Source organism: Aliiroseovarius marinus, assembly GCF_004360145.1.
GTDB classification, from domain to species: domain Bacteria; phylum Pseudomonadota; class Alphaproteobacteria; order Rhodobacterales; family Rhodobacteraceae; genus Aliiroseovarius; species Aliiroseovarius marinus.
Genome location: NZ_ML178713.1, coordinates 123,070 through 144,761, shown reverse-complemented (window position 1 = coordinate 144,761; position 21,692 = coordinate 123,070). Strand labels below are relative to the sequence as shown.

The following is a 21,692-nucleotide window of genomic DNA, read 5'->3' as shown; positions in this document are numbered from 1 at the left end:
ACGGTCAGGTGAAAACCTTCAGGAGAAACGGAATGTACTACACCGAAGAGCACGAGTGGCTGCGCGAAGAAGATGGCGTTTACGTCGTGGGCATCACCACCCACGCCGCCGAGCAGCTGGGCGACGTTGTTTTTCTGGAACTGCCGGAAGCAGGCGACACGGTCTCGAAAGATGACGAGATCGTGGTGATCGAAAGCGTGAAAGCCGCGTCCGACATCCTGAGCCCGCTGGATGGCGAGATCACGGAAGTGAACGAGGCCATGGTGGATGAGCCTGGCAAGGTCAACGACGACCCCGAAGGCGACGCGTGGCTGTTCAAGATCAAAGCCTCTGACACCGGTCCGCTGGACGACTATATGGACGAAGCGGCGTATAAAAACTTCATCGCCTGATCGCTTCGCATTGAACAAAAAGGGGCGCGGACCAGACCGGTACGCGCCCCTTTTTCTATGTCAGTCCTTCGACCGTTCGAGCATCCCGAACAAGTCGCGTGGGTCATCCGGGTCCGCCAGCATATCTAGCCGGGTGAAATAAGCCGTGCCCTCGATCGCTTTCGAGATATAGCGCAAGGCCGAGAAGTCCTCGATCGCGAAGCCGACACTGTCGAACAGCGTGATCTGCTTGTCCGACGTGCGCCCCTTGGCCTGACCGGTGATAACCTGCCACATCTCGGTGATCGGGTGACCGTGGTCCAACTGCTGGATCTCGCCTTCGACCCAGGTCTGTTCCGGGTATTCCACGAAAATATCGGACCGCAGCAGGATGTCTTTGTGCAGTTCCGTCTTGCCCGGGCAGTCGCCGCCGATGGCGTTGATATGCACACCTTCGCCGATCATGTTGTCGGTCAGGATCGTCGCGTATTGCTTGTCGGCGGTGCAGGTCGTGATGATCTGCGCGCCTTCCATGCTTTCTTCACCGGACGCGCACGGCACCACGGTCAGCCCCTTGCCCGCGAGGTTGCGCGCGGCCTTCGCAGTCGCCGCCGGGTCAATGTCGTAAAGTCGCACGGTGTCGATGCCGCAGATCGCTTTGAAAGCGAGACATTGGAATTCAGACTGCGCGCCATTGCCGATCATCGCCATGGTGTTCGAGCCTTTGGGTGCCAGATGCTTGGCGACCATCGCACTGGTCGCGGCGGTACGCAGGGCGGTCAGCACCGTCATCTCGGTCAAGAGCTTCGGATAGCCGGTGTCCACATCCGCGAGCAGCCCGAACGCCGTCACCGTCTGCAACCCCTCTTTGGTGTTCTTCGGGTGGCCGTTTACGTATTTGAACCCATACATCTCGCCATCCGAGGTCGGCATCAGCTCGATCACCCCCACATCCGAGTGGCTGGCGACGCGGGGTGTTTTGTCAAATAGCTCCCAGCGCTTGAAATCGGCTTCGATCTCGTCCGCCAGATCGCGCAGGACGGTTTCGATCCCGATGTGATGGACCAAGCCCATCATGTGCTCGACCGAGACGAAGGGGACATAGGCAAGTTCGGAAGGAAGAGGGGGCATTCTGGGCCTCAATAGCTGGTGGTGAAACGGTCAAGGACACGGCGGCCAAACAGGCTTGCCGTGAGGTCGACCATCAGACGCGCGGTGCGGCCACGTTCGTCAAGGAAAGGGTTCAGCTCGACCAGATCGAGCGAGGTAACAAGGCCGCTGTCATGGAGCATCTCCATGATCAGGTGCGCCTCGCGGAAGGTCGCGCCGCCGGGGACGGTGGTGCCGACGGCAGGGGCGATGTCGGGTTCGATGAAATCGACGTCGAGACTGACATGCAGCAGCCCGCCTTCCTGAGCGATCTCGTCCAAGAACGGACGCAGGATCCGCGCCACGCCATGTTCGTCAATCGCACGCATGTCATGGGCCTGCACGCCCGAGCTTTGCAGAAGATCACGCTCTTCGCGATCCACGGACCGCAGCCCCATCATGCACAGCTTTGTGGGGTCCAGCTTCGCTGGCAACGGCTTACCCAGCAGATCTGGAAATCCGTGCAAACCGCAGGCAAAGGCCATCGGCATGCCGTGAATATTCCCACTGGGCGAGCTGGCCGGCGTGTTGAAATCCGAATGCGCGTCCAGCCACAGCACGTATTGCGGACGTCCCATCTGGGCCGCCGCCGCCACGTGGCCCGTCACGGTTCCCAGCGCCAGTGCGTGATCGCCGCCCATATAGATTGGCAGCGCGTCCCCTTGCGCCTGCTCGAACGCATGGGCGTGAAGGCTACGCGTCCACCCGGCCACTTCGGGCAGGAACTTCAGGTGGGTGTGCTCGGTCTCGACCGCGTTCACATCATCGCGCGCGGCATCGCCCAGATCGGTCACGTCATGGCCCAATGCAGCCAATTCCTCGGCCAACCCAGCCGTGCGATAGGCGGCGGGGCCCATGATGCAGCCGCGACGACCCGCGCCTTCCTCCATCGGGACGCCTAGAAGGTGAATGTTCGTCATGCGGCGGCTCCTTCGGGCTTTGCTACGGGGCGGGGGCTGAGGTGAATGCCGGCGATGGTACAGCGCACCGACCCGCCAGCCATTTCAAGGGTCGGGATATTCAGCGGCAGGATTTTCAGATGCGCTTCGATGCGCCATTTCTGTTCGGGCTCAAGGGCAGCCAGTGCGCGTGCCGACATGGCCAAGACGCGGCCCTCTTTGCCCTGCAGCTCGATGGCGTTCCCGGCGAACTCAGCAATCTGTTTTTGCGACAAAGCGATCACGTCGCGCCCACCGCGCGCCAGACGTTCGCGCACTTCTTCGCGTCGGTGCGCATCCAAAATGGTATCCAACCCGATCAGCGCCACATCCGTCCCGATGCACATCAACACGTTGGTGTGATAGATCGGCAGCCCGTCCGCATCATGGGCGTCAAACACCATCGGCTCATAGTTAAAATGGGTGCAGAAGCGCTCCAACAGCACCTCGCTGGTGCGTTTTGAGCGCGCTGCATAGGCGACGCGCTCCACGTGATCCAACACCATCGCACCGGTGCCTTCCAGAAACAGACCGTCCTGCTCGAGCCCCGAATAGTCGATGATGTCCTGCACACGATAGCGCGTCTTGAGCATTTCCAGCACGTCCTGACGCCGCTCGATCCGGCGGTTTTGCGAGTACATCGGATAGACCGCCACATGCCCGCCGGGATGGGTCGAAAACCAGTTGTTGGGAAACACCGCATCCGGGCGATCCTCGCGCGGGTCTTCGAACAGGTTCACCTCGATCCCTTCGCCGCGCAGGGCGTCCACCATGCCCGACACCTCGTCATGGGCGCGCTTGGCAAGCTCTTGCGCCGTGCCATTTACAGGTTTGGTTTGAAACCCGTTATCCTGCGCTGTTTCCGCGTTGGGCTGGAAATGGTGCGGGCGGATCATGATGACGGCACTCGGGGCCTGAAGCGATGTCTGGGGCATTGTGAATCTGTTCGCATTGGAGACTATGAACAGATTAACAATGTCACTATTTCATCAAGTAGATCATTATTGCACAATCTGAGCGTCACTTTTTGACAATTTGCTATAACTTATTTAGCTAATAGATATGCATATTTTCGATGACCTTGACCGAGAACTGATTGCCATCCTGCGCGAGGACGGGCGGGCGCCGATCTCGAAGCTGGCGACGATCCTTGGCGTGTCGCGCGCCACGGTGCAGTCGCGTCTGGACCGGCTTCTGGACAGTGGCGCGGTGCTGGGGTTCACCATCCGAGCACGGGAAGATCACGGGCCGGACGGCGTACACGCGATCATGATGATCGAGGTGTCGGGGCGGTCCACCACCGCCGTAATCAAGCGATTGCGCGGGCTTCCTCAGCTACGTTCGCTGCATTCGACCAACGGCAAGTGGGATCTGGTCGCGCAGCTGACCGCGGACAGCCTGACCGATTTCGACCGCGTGTTGCGCGAGGTGCGGGTGGTCGAAGGAATCACCAACAGTGAAACCAGCATTCTTCTCAGCACCGTTTGATCTTGACCTGCCCGAAGGCAGGACACATATGCGATTTACGGAATATAAATGGAGCCCGTCATGTCGAACGCTTTGAAAATGACCTGTCTGGAATGCAGCGCGGTGAACCGTGTGCCAAAAGACAAACTGTCGGCGGGTCCGAAATGCGGCACCTGTGGAACCAAGCTGAATGACGGTAAGGTCCGTCAACTGGACCCGGCTACGCTGGCCAAGGCACAGCGCAATGACGACACGCCGCTTCTGGTGGATTTTTGGGCGCCGTGGTGCGGCCCATGCCGGATGATGGCCCCTGCGTTTGAGCAAGCCGCACGATCAGTCGCGCCCGATGCCCGCTTTGCGAAAATCAACACCGAGGACCACCCGAATGTCTCGCGCAAATTCGGCATTCGTGGCATTCCGGCGCTGATCCTGTTTCAAGGCGGGAAAGAAATCGCCCGGCAGGCGGGTGCCGTCCCTGCCCCGGCCATCGAGCAATTCGTGCGGTCGAAAGCGCGCCTCTAGCGCCTCACTTCCCCAAATGCGCCAGCACCGCCTCTGCGGTCAGGCGCGCGCCTAACGCGTTGAAATGTCCATCGGCAGCAAAAACGGATCGGGGCGGTGACTGTGCTGCAATGATGGGCACCAGATCGACGAAGGCCAGCCCAGCCCGATCCGCGGCATCGCGCACCCGATTGCGCAGCTCGTCATAGACCGAGGCACTGGGCAAAAGCCCCACGAACCGATCCACCTGCGGCACGTAGACCAGCGTTAGCCCCCCGCCCCATTCGTCCACGGTCGCCTTCGCGGCACGCAGGATCTGCAGGTATTCGGGCTTGTCCACGGTCGCCTTGGGATAGTGAATCCCCATCACCAACGCAGATTGCTGCAACGCCAGGAAATTTCGCTGCCACGATCTGCGGCTCAGGTAGCCTTCCAGCGACTGGCGCTGTTCGCTCCACCAACCGGACAACACGCGCTCGATCGCCTGTGCGCTGTTCACGGCACTTTCAACCGGCCCCACAGGTTTTGCGGGGTCAAGTGCCTCGGTCAGAAAACCAAGGGTCAGTTCTCCGTCCAGATTTTGCCAGTCGTTGCCTTCGAAAAAGAAAATGACCGCGTGTTCCGGGCGCAGTTTAGGCCCCCACCGACGCAGCACCGCGAGTTCATAAAGCGGCCCTGCCCCGCGCGTCCCGGTATTTACCATCGCGGGTTCTTCGGCGCGGATCTGGCTAGCGATATCCTCGCCCTCGGGCAGGCAGATGCCTTCGGTGAACGAATCCCCCAAAAGCAGCAGGTTGACCGGCCCGTCATGCACCGTGTCAGGATTTCGAAGCCCATAGCGATCCGCAACATAGGTCACCGGCTGCCCATCGCGCGCGCACAGAAGCACCTCTTCCCCCGGCACAGCACCCATCGACATCTCGGCCAGAGAGGTCACGCCCAGATCCCAGTTCAGCGCCTTCAGCGTGTAGGATGGCGGGATGGTCCGCTTATACCGGTCATACGAGGCGTCATCATCCTGTATGAACCCCGACAACCCGACGGCGCCCTGAATAGAGCGCCACGTCAGCAGCGCCTCGAACGCGAACAGCCCGATCAAAGCCGAAAACGCATAGATCCCGACCAACAGCTTTCGGTCGCTTTTCACCCGCAGCGCCACCAGCAGGAACAGCGCTCCAATCACACCCGGCACAATCACATAGCGCATCACCCGCGCCGTCCCGACCGCGAAATCCGAGGCATTGATCAGCGCATAGCCTGCGGTTGCCAGAAAATACCCAGCGACGATAAGACACAGGATCGATCCAATCCGCGAAATCATACCAAGACACCTTTTCCGCAACGCCTACGCTTCATCAATCCAGCTCGTATTTCGACGTATAGTCCTCTTTCAACGCGGGATCCTGATCGGGCTTGCGCAGGATCACATTGCCGATGGACAGCACATCCATCTCGGTCCCCATGAAGCAGCGAAACGCGTCTTCGGGTGTGCAGACAATCGGCTCGCCCCGCACATTGAACGAGGTGTTCACCACGACCGGGCAGCCCGTCATCCGTTTGAACTGCGTAATCAGCCGGTGATAGAGCGGGTTGGTATCCGCATGCACCGTCTGGATCCGCGCCGAATAGTCCACATGGGTCACCGCCGGGATTTCGGACCGGGGAACGTTCAGCTTATCGATGCCAAACAGCGCCTCGTCCTCGGCGCTCATGGGCTTCTTGCGCGCCTCGGCCACATCCGCGACGATCAGCATATAGGGGCTGTCATCGTCCAACTGGAACCAGTCCGCCACGTCCTCGCGTAGGACAGATGGGGCAAAGGGGCGGAAGCTTTCGCGGTATTTCACCTTTAAGTTCAGGGTCTTCTGCATCTCGGGCGAGCGGGGATCACCAAGAATTGACCGCCCCCCCAAGGCACGCGGTCCGAACTCCATGCGGCCTTGGAACCACCCGACAGCCTTGCCATTGGCGATGGCAGCAGCGGTTTCCGCGATCATCTGATCTTCGGTCATGGTGGTATAAACCGCGCCCAGCTTGTCCAGCTCAGCGCAGATCTGGTCGGTGTCATACGAGGGCCCAAGGTAGGCCCCCTTCATCTGGTCCCCGTCATGCGACAAGCTGGGATTACCAAGCTCTTGATGCCACGCGGCCAGCGCTGTCCCGATCGCACCGCCAGCATCCCCGGCGGCAGGTTGCACCCAAAGCTGCTTGAACGCGCCATCACGCAGGATCTTGCCATTGGCCACGCAGTTCAACGCGACACCGCCCGCCATGCACAGGTTCTCGATCCCGTATTCAGCCGCCGCCGCGCGGGTCATGCGCAGGACGATCTCTTCCGTCACCGCTTGGATCGAGGCTGCGATATCCATGTGGAACTGCGTCAGCTGATCACTTTCCGGTTTGCGGTGACGCTCCCCAAACACCTTGGAAAAGGCATTGTTGGTCATGGTCAGTCCGGCGGTGTAGTTGAAATAGCGCTGGTCCAGCTTGAAGGACCCGTCCTCTTTCACATCGACCAACTTCTCAAGGATCAGATCCTTGTATTTGGGCACGCCATAAGGCGCCAAGCCCATCACCTTGTATTCGCCCGAGTTCACCTTGAACCCGGTGTAATGCGTGAAGGCGGAATAGAGCAGGCCCAGCGAATGCGGAAAGTGGATCTCTTTCAAGATCTCCAGATCGCTCCCGCGTCCGATGCCCAAGGTGGTCGTGGCCCATTCGCCCACGCCATCAATGGTCAGCACCACGGCCTCGTCAAACGGCGAGGGGTAATAGGCGCTGGCTGCATGGCTGATGTGGTGTTCGGAGAACAACAGCCGCGACATGTCAAACTTGGGCCACAGCTTCTGCAGCTCTTTCACCAGAAACCGGCGCAAAAACAGCTTTTCCTTCAGCCAGATCGGCATCGCCACCCGGAACGAGGCAAACCCACGCGGCGCGGTCGCCACATAGGTTTCCAGCAGGCGTTCAAACTTCAAAAACGGCTTGTCGTAGAAGGCCACGTGATCGACATCGGACAGGCTGATGCCTGCTTCGTCTAACACATAGCGGATCGCGTGCTCGGGGAACCGCGCGTCGTGTTTTTGCCGCGTAAACCGCTCTTCCTGCGCGGCCGCCATAACGTCGCCGTCATGGATCAAGGCCGCAGCACTGTCGTGATAAAGCCCCGAGATACCAAGAATATAGGTCATATCACATTAGAACAGTGGATACAGAAACGGTGCAATAGCCGACCCCTGACTGAGCACAATCAAGCCGCCGAAAATCACGAGGATCAAAAAGACTGGCGCCAACCAGAATTTCTTCCTGACCCGCAGGAAGGACCAAAGCTCTCCTAGAAATGACATGTTTTCTCTCCACCCATCCAAAAATCATTACTAATACTGCCGAGACATACTTTCCGGCTTACTCGTCCGCGGCTTCCAATAGGACTGCGCATCGGGGTCAAATTTTCGGTCCAAAGGATCTGTGCCCTTCGCCCGAAAGATCAGCGCGATCGGGACGAAGGCAATTACGAAGACCAGAAACATCACCAAGGGCGATATGATCGCGTGTAAAGCCAAGCCGAATCTGAACCACAGCTTGTTAAGCGGGTTCAGCAGCCCCGGACGGACAAGCGCCAGCACATAAAAGCCCCCTGCCAGCGCAGCCGTGACCGGCCAAGCCGCCCCCCCGCGGATCAACAGATACAAGGTGATCAATGCAGCGACACTGCCAAAGACCAAGCCAAAGCTTCTATCGGACCCCATGGTCACGTCAGTTTTCGAAATATGTTCAGACATAAAAAAATTGCCTCGGAATCTGAGACAAGCGTAACCCATTTCTAGGAATTCGCAAAATCCCTGCCGATGAGGCACGTTGCGCATATGTCGCGGGCTATTTCAGAGTATTTTTGTCAACTACCTTTACCTCGCTGCGATCCCAGCCTAGAACGCCCTTGAAACAGAGGCAGAGACAATGCGCAAAACAGCTTTCTTGGTATGGATGGTGGTGGCTGCAATGCCGTGCCGCGCCGAAGACCTCGGCCCCTGGGGTGAGCCGCATTTGTCCCCGGCGCCCCTTACATCTGCCGAACGTGCGCGCATCCAGGCAGCTCTTGCGCCGCCCACCGATTTCTCGTCCCCCAACGGGTATGAGACCCGCAGCGCCGGGGCGGCCACGCAGATGGCCCCGCACCCCCGCACGCTGTTCTCAACGCCCTTCCCCAATCTGCCCACCGATCAAAAACTCGACTTCACGCTGGGCGAAGCCATGTTCGAAAAGCTCTGGGTGCAGGCGCCTGCCTCTACCATTTCGTCGGACGGTCTTGGCCCGCTCTACAACACGCGCGCCTGTTCTGCCTGTCATCTGAACGACGGGCGCGGCGTTGTCGCTGGGCCAGACAACCACACCGGTTTGGTCCTGCGCCTGTCCGTGCCCGGCAATGGGATGCAGCCCGAACCGACCTATGGGCTCCAACTGCAGACCCGCGCGATCTCGGGCCACCAAGCCGAAGGTATGCTGGGCATCACCTATGAGGACATGCCCGTCACACTGGGCGACGGAACCATCATCACGCTGCGCGCACCGCGCTATTCGGTTCAGGAAAGCACGCTGGGCGATTTGGCACCCGACACCATGACCTCGCCGCGCATCGCCCCGCAGATGATTGGGCTGGGCCTGCTGGAAGCCATCCCCGAGGCCGACATTCTGGCAGGTGCCGATCCGGATGACGCGGATGGCGACGGCATCTCGGGCCGCCCCAACGTCGTCTGGTCGCGCGAGTTCGACCAACCTATGCTGGGCCGCTTCGGCCACAAAGCGGGCAGCCCGACCCTGCGCCAGCAATCCGCCGATGCCGCGAACGGGGACATTGGCCTGTCATCGACCCTCTTCCCGGCCCATTGGGGTGACTGCACCGAGGTGCAAGCCGATTGCCGCCGCGAACGTCATGGCGGGACCGATGCACAGGACGGGGTTGAACTGGGCGACACCGTGCTGGACGTGCTGACCACCTATGTCGCCACGCTCGCCCCGCCCGCACGTCGCAATGCCTCGGACGCGCAGGTTCTGCGCGGCAAAGAGCTGTTCTATCAGTCCGGTTGCACCGCCTGTCACACACCCGCCTTCGTCACCCACCGCCTGCCCGACGACCCCGCGCGGTCGTTCCAGCTGATCTGGCCCTATAGCGACATGTTGTTGCACGATATGGGGGAAGGTCTGGCGGATCACCGGCCCGAGTGGCAAGCTTCGGGGCAAGAGTGGCGCACGCCGCCCTTGTGGGGCATTGGCCTGACCGCTGCAGTCAGCGGACAAGCCAGTTTCCTACATGACGGGCGGGCGCGCACCTTACTTGAAGCCATCCTGTGGCATGGCGGCGAAGCCTTCACCGCGCGCGAAACCGTGCGCCTGATGGACGCGCCGGACCGGGCCGCGCTGATCACATTTCTGGAGTCGCTCTGATGCGTCTTTTCGCCTTTGCAGCCGCCTGCCTTCTGCCCGCCCAGATCCTCTCTGCGCAGGCGCCCGCTGCTATAGACCACGCCGGAATTTCGGACCGCGCTCTGACCGTGATCGAAAGCCAGTTCAGCGCGTTTCGCGATGCCAGCGCCGCGCTTGCACAGACGGCGACGATCCATTGTAACGGAGGCGCCCGCGAACCGGTTCTCGACGCGCTAGAGGCCACGTGGCTGGCGTGGGCGCCGCTCGATGCATATCAATTCGGCCCCATCGAACAACAAGCCGCCGCGCTGACCGTCAACTTCTTCCCCGACAAGAAGAATTTCACCGGGCGGGCGCTGCTCCAACACCTGAAACGGCCTGATGCAGAACAGGGCGATCCCGCCATTGTCGGCGCGTCCAGCGCTGCGCTGCAGGGGCTACCTGCCATCGAGCGCCTGTTGTTTGAGGACCTTCAAACCTGCCCTGCGCTGGTCGGCATCACCGGCAACCTGTCCCAGATCGCACAAAGCCTTTACGACGGCTGGTTCGCGGCGGACGGCTGGGCGGATCTGGTGCGCAAGGCGGGGCCGGACAATCCGGTGTATCTGGGTCATCCCGAGTTCACCAAGCAGATCTACACCGCCATCGACTTCTCGATCCTGCGGCTGAAAGACCACCGCCTATCCCGCCCGCTTGGCACCTATGAACGCGCCTTCCCCAAACGGGCCGAGGCTTGGCGCTCTGGGCTGACCAATCAGATTTTAACTGCGCAGATTGACGGGATTGTCGCCCTGATCGATCTGGGTTTTGCCGATGCGATATCGCCCCCCGCGCGCGACGAGGCGCTCAAGATCCTTGATGAACTGCGGACCCGCATCGACGCCATCGGGGGCCCTCTGGCCGACGCGGTCGAGGACCCTCTGATGCGCATTCGGATCGAGGGGATCATGTCCAAACTTGACCATCTGAAAACGCATCTGGACGAAAACGTCAGCCCAGATCTGGGCGTACAATCCGGCTTTAGCGCCGGGGACGGAGATTGACCCCATGCGCCGCCGTGATTTCTTTGGCAACGTGCTGGCCGGGCTGGGCACCGCCGCCCTGCCCCTTCCGGTCTGGGCCGACGCAGGTGCGCCGGATTTCGTGACTGCGGGGAACATGCCCGACAACTCGACATGGCTAGTGGGGCTGAATACCGGCGGGGACGTGCTCTTTCAAATCCCGATCCCCGGACGTGGACACGCTACCGCCCTGCACCCAACCCGGCCCGAAGCCGTTGCCTTCGCCCGCCGCCCCGGTCGGTTTGCCGTCATCATTGACTGCGCCTCTGGCACCGAAATCGCCCGCCTAAACAGCCCCGAGGGGCGACATTTCTATGGGCACGGGACGTTCTCGCCCGACGGGGCGCTGCTGTTCACCACCGAGAACGACTATGACGCGCCTGCGGGCGTGCTGGGCATCTGGGATGCGACCGATGGATATAAACGCATCGGAGAAGTCACGTCCGGCGGCATCGGCCCGCACGAGGTTCTAACCCTGCCGGGCGGGGGACTTGTCGTTGCGAATGGCGGCATCCAGACCCATCCCGACATGGGCCGTGCCAAGTTGAACCTGCCGAGCATGCAAACCAACCTGACATATCTGGACGCAAACGGCAGTATGACAGATCAGGTCGCGCTGGACGGCGAGATGCATCAAAACTCGATCCGCCATATCGCACTGGATCATCAAGGCCACGTGGTTGCCGCGCTGCAATGGCAGGGGTCGCCCACCCGCGATGTGCCTCTGGTTCTGCGTCACGTACCGGGTGCCGATCCCGGTTTCCTGTCCCACCCGGACGAACGGCACCTGAAACACTATGCGGGCTCTATCGCCACTTGCGCCGAGACAGGCGAGATCGCCGTAACCGGTCCCAAGGGCAGCCATGTGCTGTTCTTCAACGCCGATGGCTTGCCCAATGGATCCGCCCAGCACGGCACTGCCGCAGGCGTTGCGCGCGCCCCGACCGGTGGGTTGATGATCACCCGTGATGGCGGTCTTGTGCATCGGGCAAACGGCATTGAGACACTCATCCCAGTCGTGGGGGACTGGGCCTGGGACAACCATCTGGTCCCGATCTCGATCTAGCCAACCGCAGCGTGGGTACGAAACGCCCTGCTTTCCCCTTAAGTCAGCGTCGCCCACAGGTCATTCTGACGGCAACCTAGATAAGGAGAACACCATGTCCCTTTTGCAATTGCTGCAACAAGCACAGAATGGTCAGGGCCTGTCGGCTCTGGCAGAACAGGTCGGTCTGGATCAGGCCCAGGCCGGAGACCTGACCAACCTATTGGCCCCGGTGATCGGTAAGGCCGCCAAACAGCAGGCCGAAAGCGGTGGGCTGGACAGCATCCTGGGCGCGCTGAAAGGCGAAGCACAGGCTGGACTGTTTGACGACGCCGCCCAAGCGGCCAGCCCTGAAGGCGCGGCACAGGGTGCAAACTTCCTGAACGGGTTGCTGGGTGACAACGGCACCAACGCGCTGGCCGAACAAGCGGCTGAACGTACCGGTATTGGCATGGAGCAGATCATGGCCTTCCTGCCCGCATTGGGCGCGATGGCGCAAGGTGGTCTGCAAAAACAAATGCCCGATGCCTCGATCGATGCGCTGCAAGCGGCGCAATCGCAGGGGGCTGGTGGCGGCCTGATGGGCCTTGTCGGTGGTCTTCTGGGCGGCAGCCAGCAAGGCGGTCCGGACCTGTCCGCGCTGACCTCGCTTTTGGATGCAGATGGCGATGGGTCCTTTGTAGACGACATCATGGAAAAGCTATCGAAGTAAGGCTTAGTCCAAGAACTCCCAACTGTCCGCCCCGTCAAAATGGCGGACAGTCAACGCGTTCATGACCTCAAGCGGCGCCATGCGCAGGTTCACCGCGAACCGATCCTGATCCGCATTTTTCCCCGGCCCCCAATGGGTGATGCAGCCACACGTCTTGCAGGCGTGGAAGTCGATCATGTGATCGCCCCAGCTGTAGGTTTTCGTGTGGTCCTGCCCCGACAGGATTGCGCCCTTATTGGGCGGGCAATGCGCCCAAAGCGCGCCATAGCGGCGGCACATGGAACAGTTGCAGGACACCACAAACTTCGGCGCGCTGACCTCGAACGTCACGGCCCCGCAGTGACACGACCCGTTGATCTTCTCTGCCATGGCTATCTCCTGCGCACGTAACTTGGGCACTTGAACCCACAAGAACAAAAAGAAAACATTCCGTCAACAGTGCAAACAAAAACGGCCCCGCTTGGGGGCCGTTTCCGTCAATCTTGAACCGATCAGCCGTTGACGCGGATCGTTTCGTTTTTCGGGTCATAGGGGCTGTCGACCGTGACCTCGGCGTCGTAAAGCGCGCCCATGATCTTGACCTTTAGCTTCTGGCCCGGCACCGCCAGTTCCGGCGGCAGATAGCCCATGCCGATCGACTTCTCGAACGCGACCGAATAGCCGCCCGAGGTCAGACGACCCACTTTCTTGCCATCCAGGAACAGCGCCTCGCGGCCCCACGGATCCGCATCGTCCGGCCCGTCGATCAGAAGGGTGCAGCACTTCACGCGCACGCCGGTGGCCACCATGGCCTCTTTGCCGTGGAAGTCCTTCTCCAGATCGATAAAGCGCGGCAGGTCGGCTTCGGCCGGGGTCGCGTCGCGGCCCAGCTCGGTCCCGAAGGCGCGGTAGGATTTCTCCTGACGCAGCCAGTTCTGGGCGCGGGCGCCGACCAGCTTCATGCCGTGCTTTTCGCCAGCATTGACCAGCAGATCCCACAGATAGTTCTGCATCTCGATCGGGTGGTGAAGTTCCCAACCCAACTCGCCGGTATAGGCCACACGGATCGCATTCACCGGGCACATGCCCAGTTCGATCTGCTTGGCCGACAGCCACGGGAACGCCTTATTGGTCAGCGCGTTTTCCGGATCGGCATCGACGATGATCTCTTTCAGAACATCACGCGACTTCGGACCGGCGATGGCGAAAACGCCCCACTGGGTGGTCACGTCCTGGATCTCGATATAGCCGAACTCGTCCATCTTGTCCTCGGCCGCCTTACGCAAGAAGTCGGCGTCATACTCGGTCCATGCACCGGCCGAGACGAGGTAGTAGTTGTTCTCGCCATTGCGGACGATGGTGTACTCGGTGCGGGTGGTACCTGCCGAGGTCAGAGCGTAGGTCAGGTTGATCCGGCCGACGCGCGGCAGCTTGTTACAGGTGAACCAGTCCAGGAACGCGGTCGCGCCGGGGCCTTTGACGACGTGCTTGGTGAACGCGGTTGCGTCGATCAGGCCAACGCCTTCACGCACAGCTTTCGCCTCGTCCACGGCATATTGCCACCAGCCGCCACGGCGGAACGAACGTGCTTCTTCATCGAAGTTCGAAGGCGCGTCGATGGGGCCGTAATAGTTCGGACGTTCCCAACCGTTCACCCAACCAAACTGAGCGCCTTTTTCTTTCTGGCGGTCATAGGCGGGCGAGGTACGCAGAGGGCGACATGCCGGGCGTTCTTCATCCGGGTGGTGCAGGATGTAGACGTGCTCGTAGCATTCTTCGTTCTTGCGCGCTGCGAACTCGGTGGTCATCCAGTTCGACGAGTAACGCTTGGGGTCAAGCGACGCCATGTCGATCTCGGCTTCGCCATCGACCATCATCTGAGCCAGATAATAGCCGGTGCCGCCAGCAGCGGTGATCCCGAAGCTGAAACCTTCCGCCAGCCACATGTTGCGCAGACCCGGTGCCGGACCCACCAGCGGGTTGCCGTCGGGGGTGTAGCAGATCGGGCCGTTGAAGTCGTCTTTCAGACCCGATTCAGCACAGGACGGCACGCGCTCGGCCATTGCCATGTACTGATCCGCGATGCGGTCCAGATCCAGCGGGAACAGGTCGGCGCGGAAGCTGTCTGGCACGCCATGCTCAAAGCGGGCGGGTGCGCCGCGTTCGTAAATACCAAGGATCCAGCCGCCGCGTTCTTCACGGGCATAGGATTCGTTGTCGGCGTCGCGCACAACGGGGTGCTCGGGGTTGCCAGCTTCGCGCCATTTCACCAGCTCGGGATCTTTGTCCATGACGATGAAGGTGTGCTCGACCGGGATGGCGGGCATTTTGATGCCCAGCATCTTGGCGGTGCGCTGTGCGTGGTTACCCGAGGCGGTCACGACGTGCTCGGCGGTGATGACGACCTGCTCGTCCGACTCGATCAGGTTGCCGCCCTTTTCGACCATCTTGGTGCAGGTCACTTCCCAGTGGGTGCCGGTCCAGTTGAACGCGTCGGCTTGCAGCTTGCGCACGATTTCCACGCCGCGCTGACGGGCGCCTTTGGCCATCGCCTGCGTCACGTCTGCCGGGTTAATGTACCCATCTTCGGTGTGATACAGAGCGCCCTTCAGGTCCGAGGTCTCGATCAGCGGCCAGCGCTCTTTGATCTGATCCGGCGTCAGGAATTCGTAGTTGATGCCAACGGTATCCGCGGTCGAGGCATAGAGCTGGTATTCATCCATACGCTCGTCGGTTTGAGCCATACGCAGGTTGCCCACAACGGCGAAGCCCGCATTCAGGCCGGTCTCTTCTTCCAGCGTCTTGTAGAACTTGACCGAGTAGTCGTGGATGTGGGTCGTCGCATAGGACATGTTGAACAGCGGCAGCAGACCGGCAGCGTGCCAGGTCGAGCCCGAGGTCAGCTCGTCACGCTCGATCAGCATCACATCATCCCAGCCAGCTTTGGCCAGGTGATAGGCGATCGACGTACCGACGGCACCACCGCCGACGACAAGCGCTTTTACATTGGTTTTCATGGGGCGACTCCCTTGGGAAAAATCTGTTGCATCATAGATGCCGAAAGGCAGCGGTCAGGTCCGAACCTGCCCGACCTTACACAGAATGAAAACGACATAGGTGGCGGATTCAGCGCCCCAGAGCGTCAGACAACTGGTCGACGGGGATCACAGGCGTGATCAGCGCCTCAAGCTCTTTGCGGCGGGGATGGTCGGGAACGAACAGCGTCATGCACATATAGTCTTCGACCAAGGCGGCTTGCGCTTCGAAGTTGTAGGACAGAAAAGCGCCCGCCTCGCGGCCCGGCCAGTAATAGGGATCGCCGGGCTGAAAGCTTTCAGCGCCTGATTTCGAGGGCGTATAGCCCGTGCGGGCGCGGTTCTGCCATTGCCAGACATGTACCAGCTCGTGTGCCATCAGAAGCGCGTGGGGCATGGGCAGGCTTTTGGGCCAGCCCGCGAACATATCGTCGCGATAAAGCGCGCGTTTCAGATAGATGTGATTCCACAAGGCGAAGCCCGGCGGAAACTCCCATTCCCGGTCCGGCTGGGGCACGCGGTCACACACGGTTTTTGGAATGTCGCGGGGCGCGGTTTTTGGTGCGTCTTCGGCAATCGGCTTTGGCCTTGGCAGGGGCAAGAGGCCGATCCCAGCCCGCACGCGGACCTTGCTGGTGTCCAGAGTGTCTCCGAACAGGGTCTGCGACATCTGGACCTCGTTCTCGGACAGCGGACGTGAACAGCCGGCCAAGCAGATCAGCGCAACAAGAGCGGCATGTTTCAGCATGCTATTGCCCCTCGGATCGGGGCTTCAAGGCCTTCCGGCGTTCCGCGCGCACCTGCGCCCCCACATAGATCAGCCCGACCACCAACCCGATCAATCCCGCCAGATAAGATGTATCATGCAGCATCGCCGCCCGCCCGTATCCGATGGGATCCTTGGCCGCGGCGGGCACCGGGATATGGTCCATCGGCGGCTCAAACGCCAAGCTGACCAAACCCAGCGCAAGTGTGATTGCAACAACCAGTAGTGCCGCGCGCAAAAAGACGCGGCGCGCCTGTGCGGGCGACGGGATCCCCAGCGACATGACTGCAATTGGAATACCGATCACCAGCCCCATCCACCAGCTGGCCTGCCAACCGACATAGGCAGCCCCCACCCGGCTTTGCAAAAGCTCGGGGATGCGGAATTGAGGGAACTTCAGCGCATAGAAATAGTCTGGCCCGATCGTGAAACTGATCTGGTTGTGCACGATGCCATAGACCCCGGCCAGCACGCAGGCGAAGCCTACCATCACGGGAAGGGCCAGCAGGCGGCGCATGGCAGATTACAGCATTCCGGGTACGACCTGATCGGGCGGACGGTGGCCGTCGGCAAAGGTCTTGATGTTGATCAGAACCTTCTCGCCCATCTCGATGCGCCCTTCGACCGTGGCCGAGCCCATATGCGGCAGCGCCACCACGTTGGGCAGATCGCGCAGACGGGGATTGATCTCGTTCCCGTGTTCGTACACGTCCAGACCGGCGCCCGCGATCTCGCCCGCGCGTAGCATGCGGGTCAGCGCGTTTTCGTCGATCACTTCCCCGCGCGAGGTGTTCACGATCACCGCATCGGGCTTCAGCAGCTTCAAGCGACGTGCGTTCATCAGGTGGAAGGTCGACGGCGTGTGCGGGCAATTGATGGAAATCACGTCCATGCGCGCGACCATCTGGTCAAGGCTTTCCCAATAGGTCGCCTCGTACTGTTCTTCGATCTGCGGATGCAGACGTTTGCGGTTGTGGTAATGCACCTGCATGCCAAAGGCGCGGGCACGGGCGGCGACGGCCTGACCAATGCGGCCCATGCCCAGAATGCCCACGCGGCGCCCCTGAATGCGGCGGCCCAGCATGGCGGTGGGCGACCAGCCCTCCCATTCGCCGGATGCCATCATGCGGATGCCTTCCGGGAAGCGACGGGTCACAGCAAGAATCAGTGCGATGGCCATATCTGCGGTGTCATCAGCCGAGACCCCCGGCGTATTCGACACCAGAATGCCGCGCTGACGGGCCGAGCCCACGTCGATATGGTCCACACCCGCGCCATAGTTGGCGATCAGACGCAGGCGTTCGCCCGCACCGGCCAGCATATTGGCGTCAATCCGGTCGTTGATCGTCGGCACCAGCACATCGCAACGCTTCATCGCGTCGGCAAGTTCGGCCTGGCTCATCGGTTTGTCATTGTCGCGAAGCTCGACATCGAACAGTTCCATCATCCGGGTCTCAACAACCTCGGGCAACCGTCGCGTCACAACAACACTTAGACGTTCAGCACTCATGCCAGCCCTCCCTACGGCTTTTCTTTTGCGCGTGTCCCTGACAAAGTGACAAGGAACGAGGCAAGGTACAAGCTCTCTCCGGATCGCAGACGAAATAAAATTGCGCGGGCGGTGTTGGGCAGCAGGAGATCAGTGTGAGTTTTCGATTTGGCATCCGTTTTGCGGCATCCATATGCGCTGCTATTCTGGCCGCGCAGATCACTTATGCGCAGACTGATCCAGCCGCCGAGCCTCAAGTGAAGCGCGGCGCGGTCACCAACCTGCCGATTCCCCGCTTCGTGTCCCTGAAAGGGTCAGAAGGCAACGTGCGCCGCGGTCCGTCGCTGCGCCATCGCATCGACTGGGTGTTCACGCAACGCGGCATGCCCCTGCGCGTCATCGGAGAGTTCGAACATTGGCGCCAAGTGCAGGATCGCGATGGTGTTGGCGGTTGGGTCCACTACTCGCTTTTGTCCGGCGCACGTACCGCAATTGTCGATCAAGACCTGACGCCACTCTACAGCCGCGCGGACCCTGACAGCCAGATCAACGCCTATCTCGAGGCGGGCGTAATCGCGCGGATCGAAAACTGCGGACCGGTCTGGTGCCGGCTGAAAGCAGATGGGATTCGCGGTTGGACCACCAAAGATACGATCTGGGGCGTTGGCCCCGATGAAGAGATCAAGTAGCGCACGCAACTTGCGCCCCTCGCCCGCGTGGGCTAGCCCAGACATATGAATAAACCTGACGACACCAAACTGAACCTCTCGGCGGGTGCCGCTTCTGCGCTTGTCGCTGTCACGCTTGTGGCGTTGAAGCTATGGGCGCTTGGCGAAACTCAGGCGCTGTCCGTGGCCGCATCGCTGGCAGACAGTGCAATGGATCTGATGGTGTCGCTGGGGGCGCTTGCCGCGATCTGGTACGCGTCACGTCCCGCGGACGAGGATCACGCCTTTGGCCATTCCTCGGCCGAGGATCTGGCCGCGTTAGGACAAAGCCTGTTCATTCTGGTGTCCGCCGGGATCATCGCGTGGGCTGCTGTGGCGCGCCTGTTGTCAGGGGAACCGGCCCCGATCATGGCCCATGAAAGCGGCATCTTCGTCATGGTCGTCTCGATCGTGCTGACGCTGGTCTTGGTCCTGTGGCAGCGCCATGTGGCCACGCGCACCGGGTCAGCGGTGGTGAAAGCCGACAGCCTGCACTATCTGGGCGACCTTATTCCCAATATCGGCGCGATCCTGTCGCTGTGGGCGGCTGCGTGGTTCGGGATGGAGCAAATCGACAGCATTGTCGCCATCGGCGCCGCGATCATGCTGGCCGTGGGTGCGTTGCGCATCTTCAAAACCGCGTGGGACGCCTTGATGGACCGCGCCGCCGATCCCGCCGTGATCGAAGGGGTCGAGGCGATTGCCCGCGACCATCCCGGCATCCACGGATTTCACGATCTGAAAACCCGCCGGTCAGGCTCGATCACCTTTATCAACCTGCATATCGAGCTGGACGGCGCACAAACGCTGGACGAGGCGCACGCGATCGGCGCCAGCCTCCGACGCGCCATTCTGCGCGCTTACCCGAATACGGATGTGCTGATCCACAAGGATCCTGTGGGGGTCGAAACACATCCAGACGACCCCCAGAAGGTTTAAGGTCAGGACTCTACGCCAACCCGCGCCCTTTCAGAAGCGGCTCGACCCCGGGCAAACGGCCCCGGAAGGCGGTGTATAGGTCTGCGGCATCCACTGATCCGCCTTTCGACAGAATGTGCTCTTCCAGTTTCGCGGCCATAGCCGGATCGAACGCATTGCCCGTTTCTGTGAACGCGTCAAAGGCGTCAGCATCCATCACCTCGGACCACATATAGCTGTAATAGCCCGACGAATATCCGTCGCCCGCAAACACATGCGCGAAATGCGGCGTGGCGTGGCGCATGCGGATGGCCGCAGGCATGCCGATACGGTCCAGCGTCGCCGCCTGCGCCTCCATTGGATCAGCCGGGGCTTTGCTATCATGGAAGTCCAGATCGACAATTGCCGAGGACAGGAATTCAACCGTTTGGAACCCGGTATCATGGGTCGATGCTGCCAGCAGTTTATCCAGCAGCGCCTTCGGCATCGCCTCGCCGGTCTTGGCGTGGGTGGCAAACTTGCCCAACACCTCGGGCACCTCCAGCCAGTGTTCGTAAAGCTGGCTGGGCAGTTCGACGAAATCGCGGGCCACGGACGTGCCCGAGATCGACGGATAAGTCACGTCAGACAGCATCTGGTGCAGCGCGTGGCCGAACTCGTGAAACAGCGTGCGCGCGTCGTCCCACGACAGAAGACCGGGCTGTCCGTCTTCGGGCTTGGCGAAGTTGCACACGTTGACCACAATGGGACGGATGTCGCCCGCCAGTTTCTGCTGGCTGCGCATTGCCGAGCACCACGCACCCGAGCGCTTCGAGCCACGGGCAAAATAGTCTCCCACGAACACCGCGATGTGCTGGCCATTTCGGGTCACCTCCCACGCGCGGGCGTCGGGGTGGTAGAGCGTCACGTCCAAGGGCGCGAATTCCAGCCCGAACAGGCGGTTCGCAGTGTCAAACGACGCCTCAATCATGCGGTCGAGCTGCAGGAACGGCTTAATCTCGGCCTCGTCCAGATCATGCTCGGCCTCGCGCCGGCGTTCCGCATAGAAGTGCCAATCCCACGGCTCCAAATCACCATTGTGGCCGTCTGCGTGCAGCATTTCGGTCATGCGGGTGGCGTCTTTGTTGGCCGCATCCCGCGCCGGTTCCCAGACCTGCATCAGCAGTTCGCGCACCCGGTCAGGCGTGCCCGCCATCTCGGTTTCCAGCTTGAAGGCGGCGAAGCTGTCATAGCCCAACAGCCGCGCCCGTTCTTCACGCAGTTTCAGCGTCTCGGCGGCAATCGCGCGGTTATCCGTGTCGCCGCCATTGGCCCCACGCGCGGTGTAGGCCTCGTACGCTTTCTGACGCAGATCGCGGCGGGTCGAGTGCTGCAAAAACGGCGTGATGACCGAACGCGAGAGCGTGACAGCAGGTCCATCCACGCCCTTTTCCGCACCAGCGGCGCGGGCGGCGTCGAGCACGAAATCGGGCAGCCCCTCCAAGTCACCTTCACCCAAGGGCATGAACCAGCTACGCTCATCCGCCAGAAGGTTCTGGGTGAATTCAGTCCCCAGCGTTGCAAGCCGTTCAAGAACCTCTTTCAACCGATCCCGATCCGCGCCTTCCAGCAGAGCACCAGACCGCACGAAGCGACGGCGAGTCAGCATCAGCACGCGGGCTTGTTCATCACTCAGATCCAGCGTGTCACGGGACTGCCACAGCGTCTCGATCCGCTGGAACAGATCCGCATTCATCGTTACCTCGGACGAAAACGCTGCAAGCAAGGGCGAGAACGTCCGCTGCAACTCTTCCCGCGCAGGGCTGCTGTCGGCCCCGGCCACGTTGTAAAACACCCCAAGAACCCGGTCGAGTGGCGCGTCTGCAAGCTCCAGCGCCTCGATCGTGTTGGCAAATGTCGGCGCGTCTTTGTTGTCCGTGATCGCCGCAATCGCCGTGCGGGTGTCGTCCAACGCGGCATGAAAGGCCGGTTCGAAGTCGGCGTCGGTGATCAGATCAAACGGCGGCAGCTCAAAGGGCGTGTCCCAAGCGGACAAAAGTGGGTTGTTCATGGGGATCTCCTTTGAGGGAAAGCTAGGGGGAGAGGATGGGGAATGGAAGAGAGTAAGATGTCTTTCAATGTGAAGCACCCGAT

The 21,692-nt window shown here is 61.0% G+C and carries 22 protein-coding genes; 9 read left to right on the top strand and 13 right to left on the bottom strand.

All coding sequences use genetic code 11. The annotated features are described in order from the left end of the window. Nucleotides 1-32: 32 nt before the first annotated feature. Nucleotides 33-392 (top strand): glycine cleavage system protein GcvH, encoded by a 360-nt coding sequence (gcvH, locus tag EOL43_RS04110; RefSeq protein ID WP_133485836.1) that lies wholly within the window; start codon nt 33-35, stop codon nt 390-392. Between the two features lie 60 nt (nt 393-452). Here gcvH and EOL43_RS04105 read toward each other — a convergent pair whose 3' ends face one another. From EOL43_RS04105 to ctlX, 3 genes are read right to left on the bottom strand one after another with little or no spacing between them, the layout of a single operon-like run. Further along, nucleotides 453-1,502: an ornithine cyclodeaminase gene (locus EOL43_RS04105; RefSeq protein ID WP_133485835.1), complete on the bottom strand. Its 1,050-nt coding sequence runs from the start codon at nt 1,500-1,502 to the stop codon at nt 453-455. An 8-nt stretch (nt 1,503-1,510) separates the two neighbouring features. Then, nucleotides 1,511-2,440, bottom strand: a complete 930-nt coding sequence (gene rocF, locus EOL43_RS04100) for an arginase (RefSeq protein ID WP_133485833.1) — start codon at nt 2,438-2,440, stop codon at nt 1,511-1,513. Next, entirely contained in the window at nt 2,437-3,393 is a 957-nt protein-coding gene (gene ctlX / locus EOL43_RS04095) for a citrulline utilization hydrolase CtlX (RefSeq protein WP_133485831.1), read from the bottom strand. Before ctlX ends, rocF begins: the two co-directional genes overlap by 4 nt. Nucleotides 3,394-3,520: 127 nt before the next feature. Between ctlX and EOL43_RS04090 the strand changes: the two genes are divergently transcribed. Both EOL43_RS04090 and trxC read left to right on the top strand, forming a co-directional pair. Then, a complete protein-coding gene (locus tag EOL43_RS04090; RefSeq protein WP_133485829.1) occupies nt 3,521-3,946 on the top strand; it encodes an Lrp/AsnC family transcriptional regulator in 426 nt (141 codons plus the stop codon). Nucleotides 3,947-4,006: 60 nt separating this feature from the next. Next, nucleotides 4,007-4,447 carry a thioredoxin TrxC gene (gene trxC / locus EOL43_RS04085; RefSeq protein ID WP_133485827.1) on the top strand — a complete coding sequence of 147 codons (441 nt, stop codon included), beginning with the start codon at nt 4,007-4,009 and terminating at the stop codon, nt 4,445-4,447. Nucleotides 4,448-4,451: 4 nt separating this feature from the next. On the opposite strand, the gene EOL43_RS04080 is transcribed toward trxC, so the two are convergent. The 4 genes from EOL43_RS04080 to EOL43_RS04070 are packed head-to-tail and all read right to left on the bottom strand — an operon-like array spanning nt 4,452 to nt 8,208. Next, the gene (locus EOL43_RS04080) at nt 4,452-5,747 is read right to left on the bottom strand and encodes a GDSL-type esterase/lipase family protein (protein WP_133485825.1); all 1,296 of its coding nucleotides are present in this window, start codon (nt 5,745-5,747) and stop codon (nt 4,452-4,454) included. Nucleotides 5,748-5,781: 34 nt separating this feature from the next. Then, entirely contained in the window at nt 5,782-7,617 is a 1,836-nt protein-coding gene (locus tag EOL43_RS04075; protein WP_133485823.1) for a carbamoyltransferase family protein, read from the bottom strand. Nucleotides 7,618-7,623: 6 nt separating this feature from the next. Next, complete coding sequence (locus tag EOL43_RS15495) at nt 7,624-7,773, bottom strand: DUF5989 family protein (protein ID WP_240686454.1); 150 nt, start codon at nt 7,771-7,773, stop codon at nt 7,624-7,626. 30 nt (nt 7,774-7,803) lie between these two features. Beyond that, entirely contained in the window at nt 7,804-8,208 is a 405-nt protein-coding gene (locus EOL43_RS04070) for an SxtJ family membrane protein (RefSeq protein ID WP_133485822.1), read from the bottom strand. Between the two features lie 175 nt (nt 8,209-8,383). On the opposite strand from EOL43_RS04070, the gene EOL43_RS04065 reads away from it, so the two are divergent. The 4 genes from EOL43_RS04065 (at nt 8,384) to EOL43_RS04050 (ending at nt 12,665) form a co-directional block, all read left to right on the top strand. Next, complete coding sequence (locus EOL43_RS04065) at nt 8,384-9,868, top strand: di-heme oxidoreductase family protein (RefSeq protein WP_205669517.1); 1,485 nt, start codon at nt 8,384-8,386, stop codon at nt 9,866-9,868. Continuing rightward, complete coding sequence (locus EOL43_RS04060; protein ID WP_133485820.1) at nt 9,868-10,890, top strand: imelysin family protein; 1,023 nt, start codon at nt 9,868-9,870, stop codon at nt 10,888-10,890. The genes EOL43_RS04065 and EOL43_RS04060 overlap by 1 nt, the downstream gene beginning before the upstream one ends. A gap of 4 nt (nt 10,891-10,894) precedes the next feature. Next, a complete protein-coding gene (locus EOL43_RS04055) occupies nt 10,895-11,974 on the top strand; it encodes a DUF1513 domain-containing protein (RefSeq protein ID WP_133485818.1) in 1,080 nt (359 codons plus the stop codon). A gap of 94 nt (nt 11,975-12,068) precedes the next feature. Beyond that, a complete protein-coding gene (locus tag EOL43_RS04050; RefSeq protein WP_133485816.1) occupies nt 12,069-12,665 on the top strand; it encodes a DUF937 domain-containing protein in 597 nt (198 codons plus the stop codon). Between the two features lie 3 nt (nt 12,666-12,668). Here EOL43_RS04050 and EOL43_RS15490 read toward each other — a convergent pair whose 3' ends face one another. The 5 genes from EOL43_RS15490 to EOL43_RS04025 form a co-directional block, all read right to left on the bottom strand. Further along, complete coding sequence (locus tag EOL43_RS15490) at nt 12,669-13,034, bottom strand: GFA family protein (RefSeq protein WP_133485814.1); 366 nt, start codon at nt 13,032-13,034, stop codon at nt 12,669-12,671. A gap of 122 nt (nt 13,035-13,156) precedes the next feature. After that, nucleotides 13,157-15,661 (bottom strand): GcvT family protein, encoded by a 2,505-nt coding sequence (locus EOL43_RS04040; protein WP_133485812.1) that lies wholly within the window; start codon nt 15,659-15,661, stop codon nt 13,157-13,159. Between the two features lie 109 nt (nt 15,662-15,770). Continuing rightward, the gene (locus EOL43_RS04035) at nt 15,771-16,427 is read right to left on the bottom strand and encodes a hypothetical protein (protein WP_133485810.1); all 657 of its coding nucleotides are present in this window, start codon (nt 16,425-16,427) and stop codon (nt 15,771-15,773) included. A 1-nt stretch (nt 16,428) separates the two neighbouring features. Beyond that, a complete protein-coding gene (locus EOL43_RS04030; RefSeq protein ID WP_133485808.1) occupies nt 16,429-16,962 on the bottom strand; it encodes a hypothetical protein in 534 nt (177 codons plus the stop codon). A 6-nt stretch (nt 16,963-16,968) separates the two neighbouring features. Beyond that, entirely contained in the window at nt 16,969-17,955 is a 987-nt protein-coding gene (locus EOL43_RS04025; RefSeq protein WP_133485806.1) for a 2-hydroxyacid dehydrogenase, read from the bottom strand. 134 nt (nt 17,956-18,089) lie between these two features. Between EOL43_RS04025 and EOL43_RS04020 the strand changes: the two genes are divergently transcribed. Together EOL43_RS04020 and EOL43_RS04015 are read left to right on the top strand one after the other, a co-directional pair. Next, nucleotides 18,090-18,623: an SH3 domain-containing protein gene (locus tag EOL43_RS04020; RefSeq protein ID WP_133485804.1), complete on the top strand. Its 534-nt coding sequence runs from the start codon at nt 18,090-18,092 to the stop codon at nt 18,621-18,623. Nucleotides 18,624-18,668: 45 nt separating this feature from the next. Beyond that, complete coding sequence (locus EOL43_RS04015) at nt 18,669-19,580, top strand: cation diffusion facilitator family transporter (RefSeq protein WP_133485802.1); 912 nt, start codon at nt 18,669-18,671, stop codon at nt 19,578-19,580. 10 nt (nt 19,581-19,590) lie between these two features. Here EOL43_RS04015 and EOL43_RS04010 read toward each other — a convergent pair whose 3' ends face one another. After that, nucleotides 19,591-21,609, bottom strand: coding sequence for a M3 family metallopeptidase (locus EOL43_RS04010; protein WP_133485800.1), 2,019 nt, complete (start codon nt 21,607-21,609; stop codon nt 19,591-19,593). Nucleotides 21,610-21,692: the final 83 nt, after the last annotated feature.

What these genes read in the sequence shown, in the direction of transcription:
- EOL43_RS04060 (WP_133485820.1), top strand. Translation starts at nt 9,868, where the DNA reads ATGCGTCTTTTCGCCTTTGCAGCCGCCTGCCTTCTGCCCGCCCAGATC.
- EOL43_RS04035 (WP_133485810.1), bottom strand. Translation starts at nt 16,427, where the DNA reads ATGCTGAAACATGCCGCTCTTGTTGCGCTGATCTGCTTGGCCGGCTGT.
- EOL43_RS04010 (WP_133485800.1), bottom strand. Translation starts at nt 21,609, where the DNA reads ATGAACAACCCACTTTTGTCCGCTTGGGACACGCCCTTTGAGCTGCCG.
- EOL43_RS04030 (WP_133485808.1), bottom strand. Translation starts at nt 16,962, where the DNA reads ATGCGCCGCCTGCTGGCCCTTCCCGTGATGGTAGGCTTCGCCTGCGTG.
- EOL43_RS15495 (WP_240686454.1), bottom strand. Translation starts at nt 7,773, where the DNA reads ATGTCATTTCTAGGAGAGCTTTGGTCCTTCCTGCGGGTCAGGAAGAAA.
- EOL43_RS04055 (WP_133485818.1), top strand. Translation starts at nt 10,895, where the DNA reads ATGCGCCGCCGTGATTTCTTTGGCAACGTGCTGGCCGGGCTGGGCACC.
- EOL43_RS04050 (WP_133485816.1), top strand. Translation starts at nt 12,069, where the DNA reads ATGTCCCTTTTGCAATTGCTGCAACAAGCACAGAATGGTCAGGGCCTG.
- EOL43_RS04080 (WP_133485825.1), bottom strand. Translation starts at nt 5,747, where the DNA reads ATGATTTCGCGGATTGGATCGATCCTGTGTCTTATCGTCGCTGGGTAT.
- EOL43_RS04090 (WP_133485829.1), top strand. Translation starts at nt 3,521, where the DNA reads ATGCATATTTTCGATGACCTTGACCGAGAACTGATTGCCATCCTGCGC.
- EOL43_RS04025 (WP_133485806.1), bottom strand. Translation starts at nt 17,955, where the DNA reads ATGAGTGCTGAACGTCTAAGTGTTGTTGTGACGCGACGGTTGCCCGAG.
- trxC (WP_133485827.1), top strand. Translation starts at nt 4,007, where the DNA reads ATGTCGAACGCTTTGAAAATGACCTGTCTGGAATGCAGCGCGGTGAAC.
- EOL43_RS04015 (WP_133485802.1), top strand. Translation starts at nt 18,669, where the DNA reads ATGAATAAACCTGACGACACCAAACTGAACCTCTCGGCGGGTGCCGCT.
- ctlX (WP_133485831.1), bottom strand. Translation starts at nt 3,393, where the DNA reads ATGCCCCAGACATCGCTTCAGGCCCCGAGTGCCGTCATCATGATCCGC.
- EOL43_RS04065 (WP_205669517.1), top strand. Translation starts at nt 8,384, where the DNA reads ATGCGCAAAACAGCTTTCTTGGTATGGATGGTGGTGGCTGCAATGCCG.
- EOL43_RS15490 (WP_133485814.1), bottom strand. Translation starts at nt 13,034, where the DNA reads ATGGCAGAGAAGATCAACGGGTCGTGTCACTGCGGGGCCGTGACGTTC.
- EOL43_RS04105 (WP_133485835.1), bottom strand. Translation starts at nt 1,502, where the DNA reads ATGCCCCCTCTTCCTTCCGAACTTGCCTATGTCCCCTTCGTCTCGGTC.
- EOL43_RS04040 (WP_133485812.1), bottom strand. Translation starts at nt 15,661, where the DNA reads ATGAAAACCAATGTAAAAGCGCTTGTCGTCGGCGGTGGTGCCGTCGGT.
- EOL43_RS04070 (WP_133485822.1), bottom strand. Translation starts at nt 8,208, where the DNA reads ATGTCTGAACATATTTCGAAAACTGACGTGACCATGGGGTCCGATAGA.
- gcvH (WP_133485836.1), top strand. Translation starts at nt 33, where the DNA reads ATGTACTACACCGAAGAGCACGAGTGGCTGCGCGAAGAAGATGGCGTT.
- EOL43_RS04075 (WP_133485823.1), bottom strand. Translation starts at nt 7,617, where the DNA reads ATGACCTATATTCTTGGTATCTCGGGGCTTTATCACGACAGTGCTGCG.
- rocF (WP_133485833.1), bottom strand. Translation starts at nt 2,440, where the DNA reads ATGACGAACATTCACCTTCTAGGCGTCCCGATGGAGGAAGGCGCGGGT.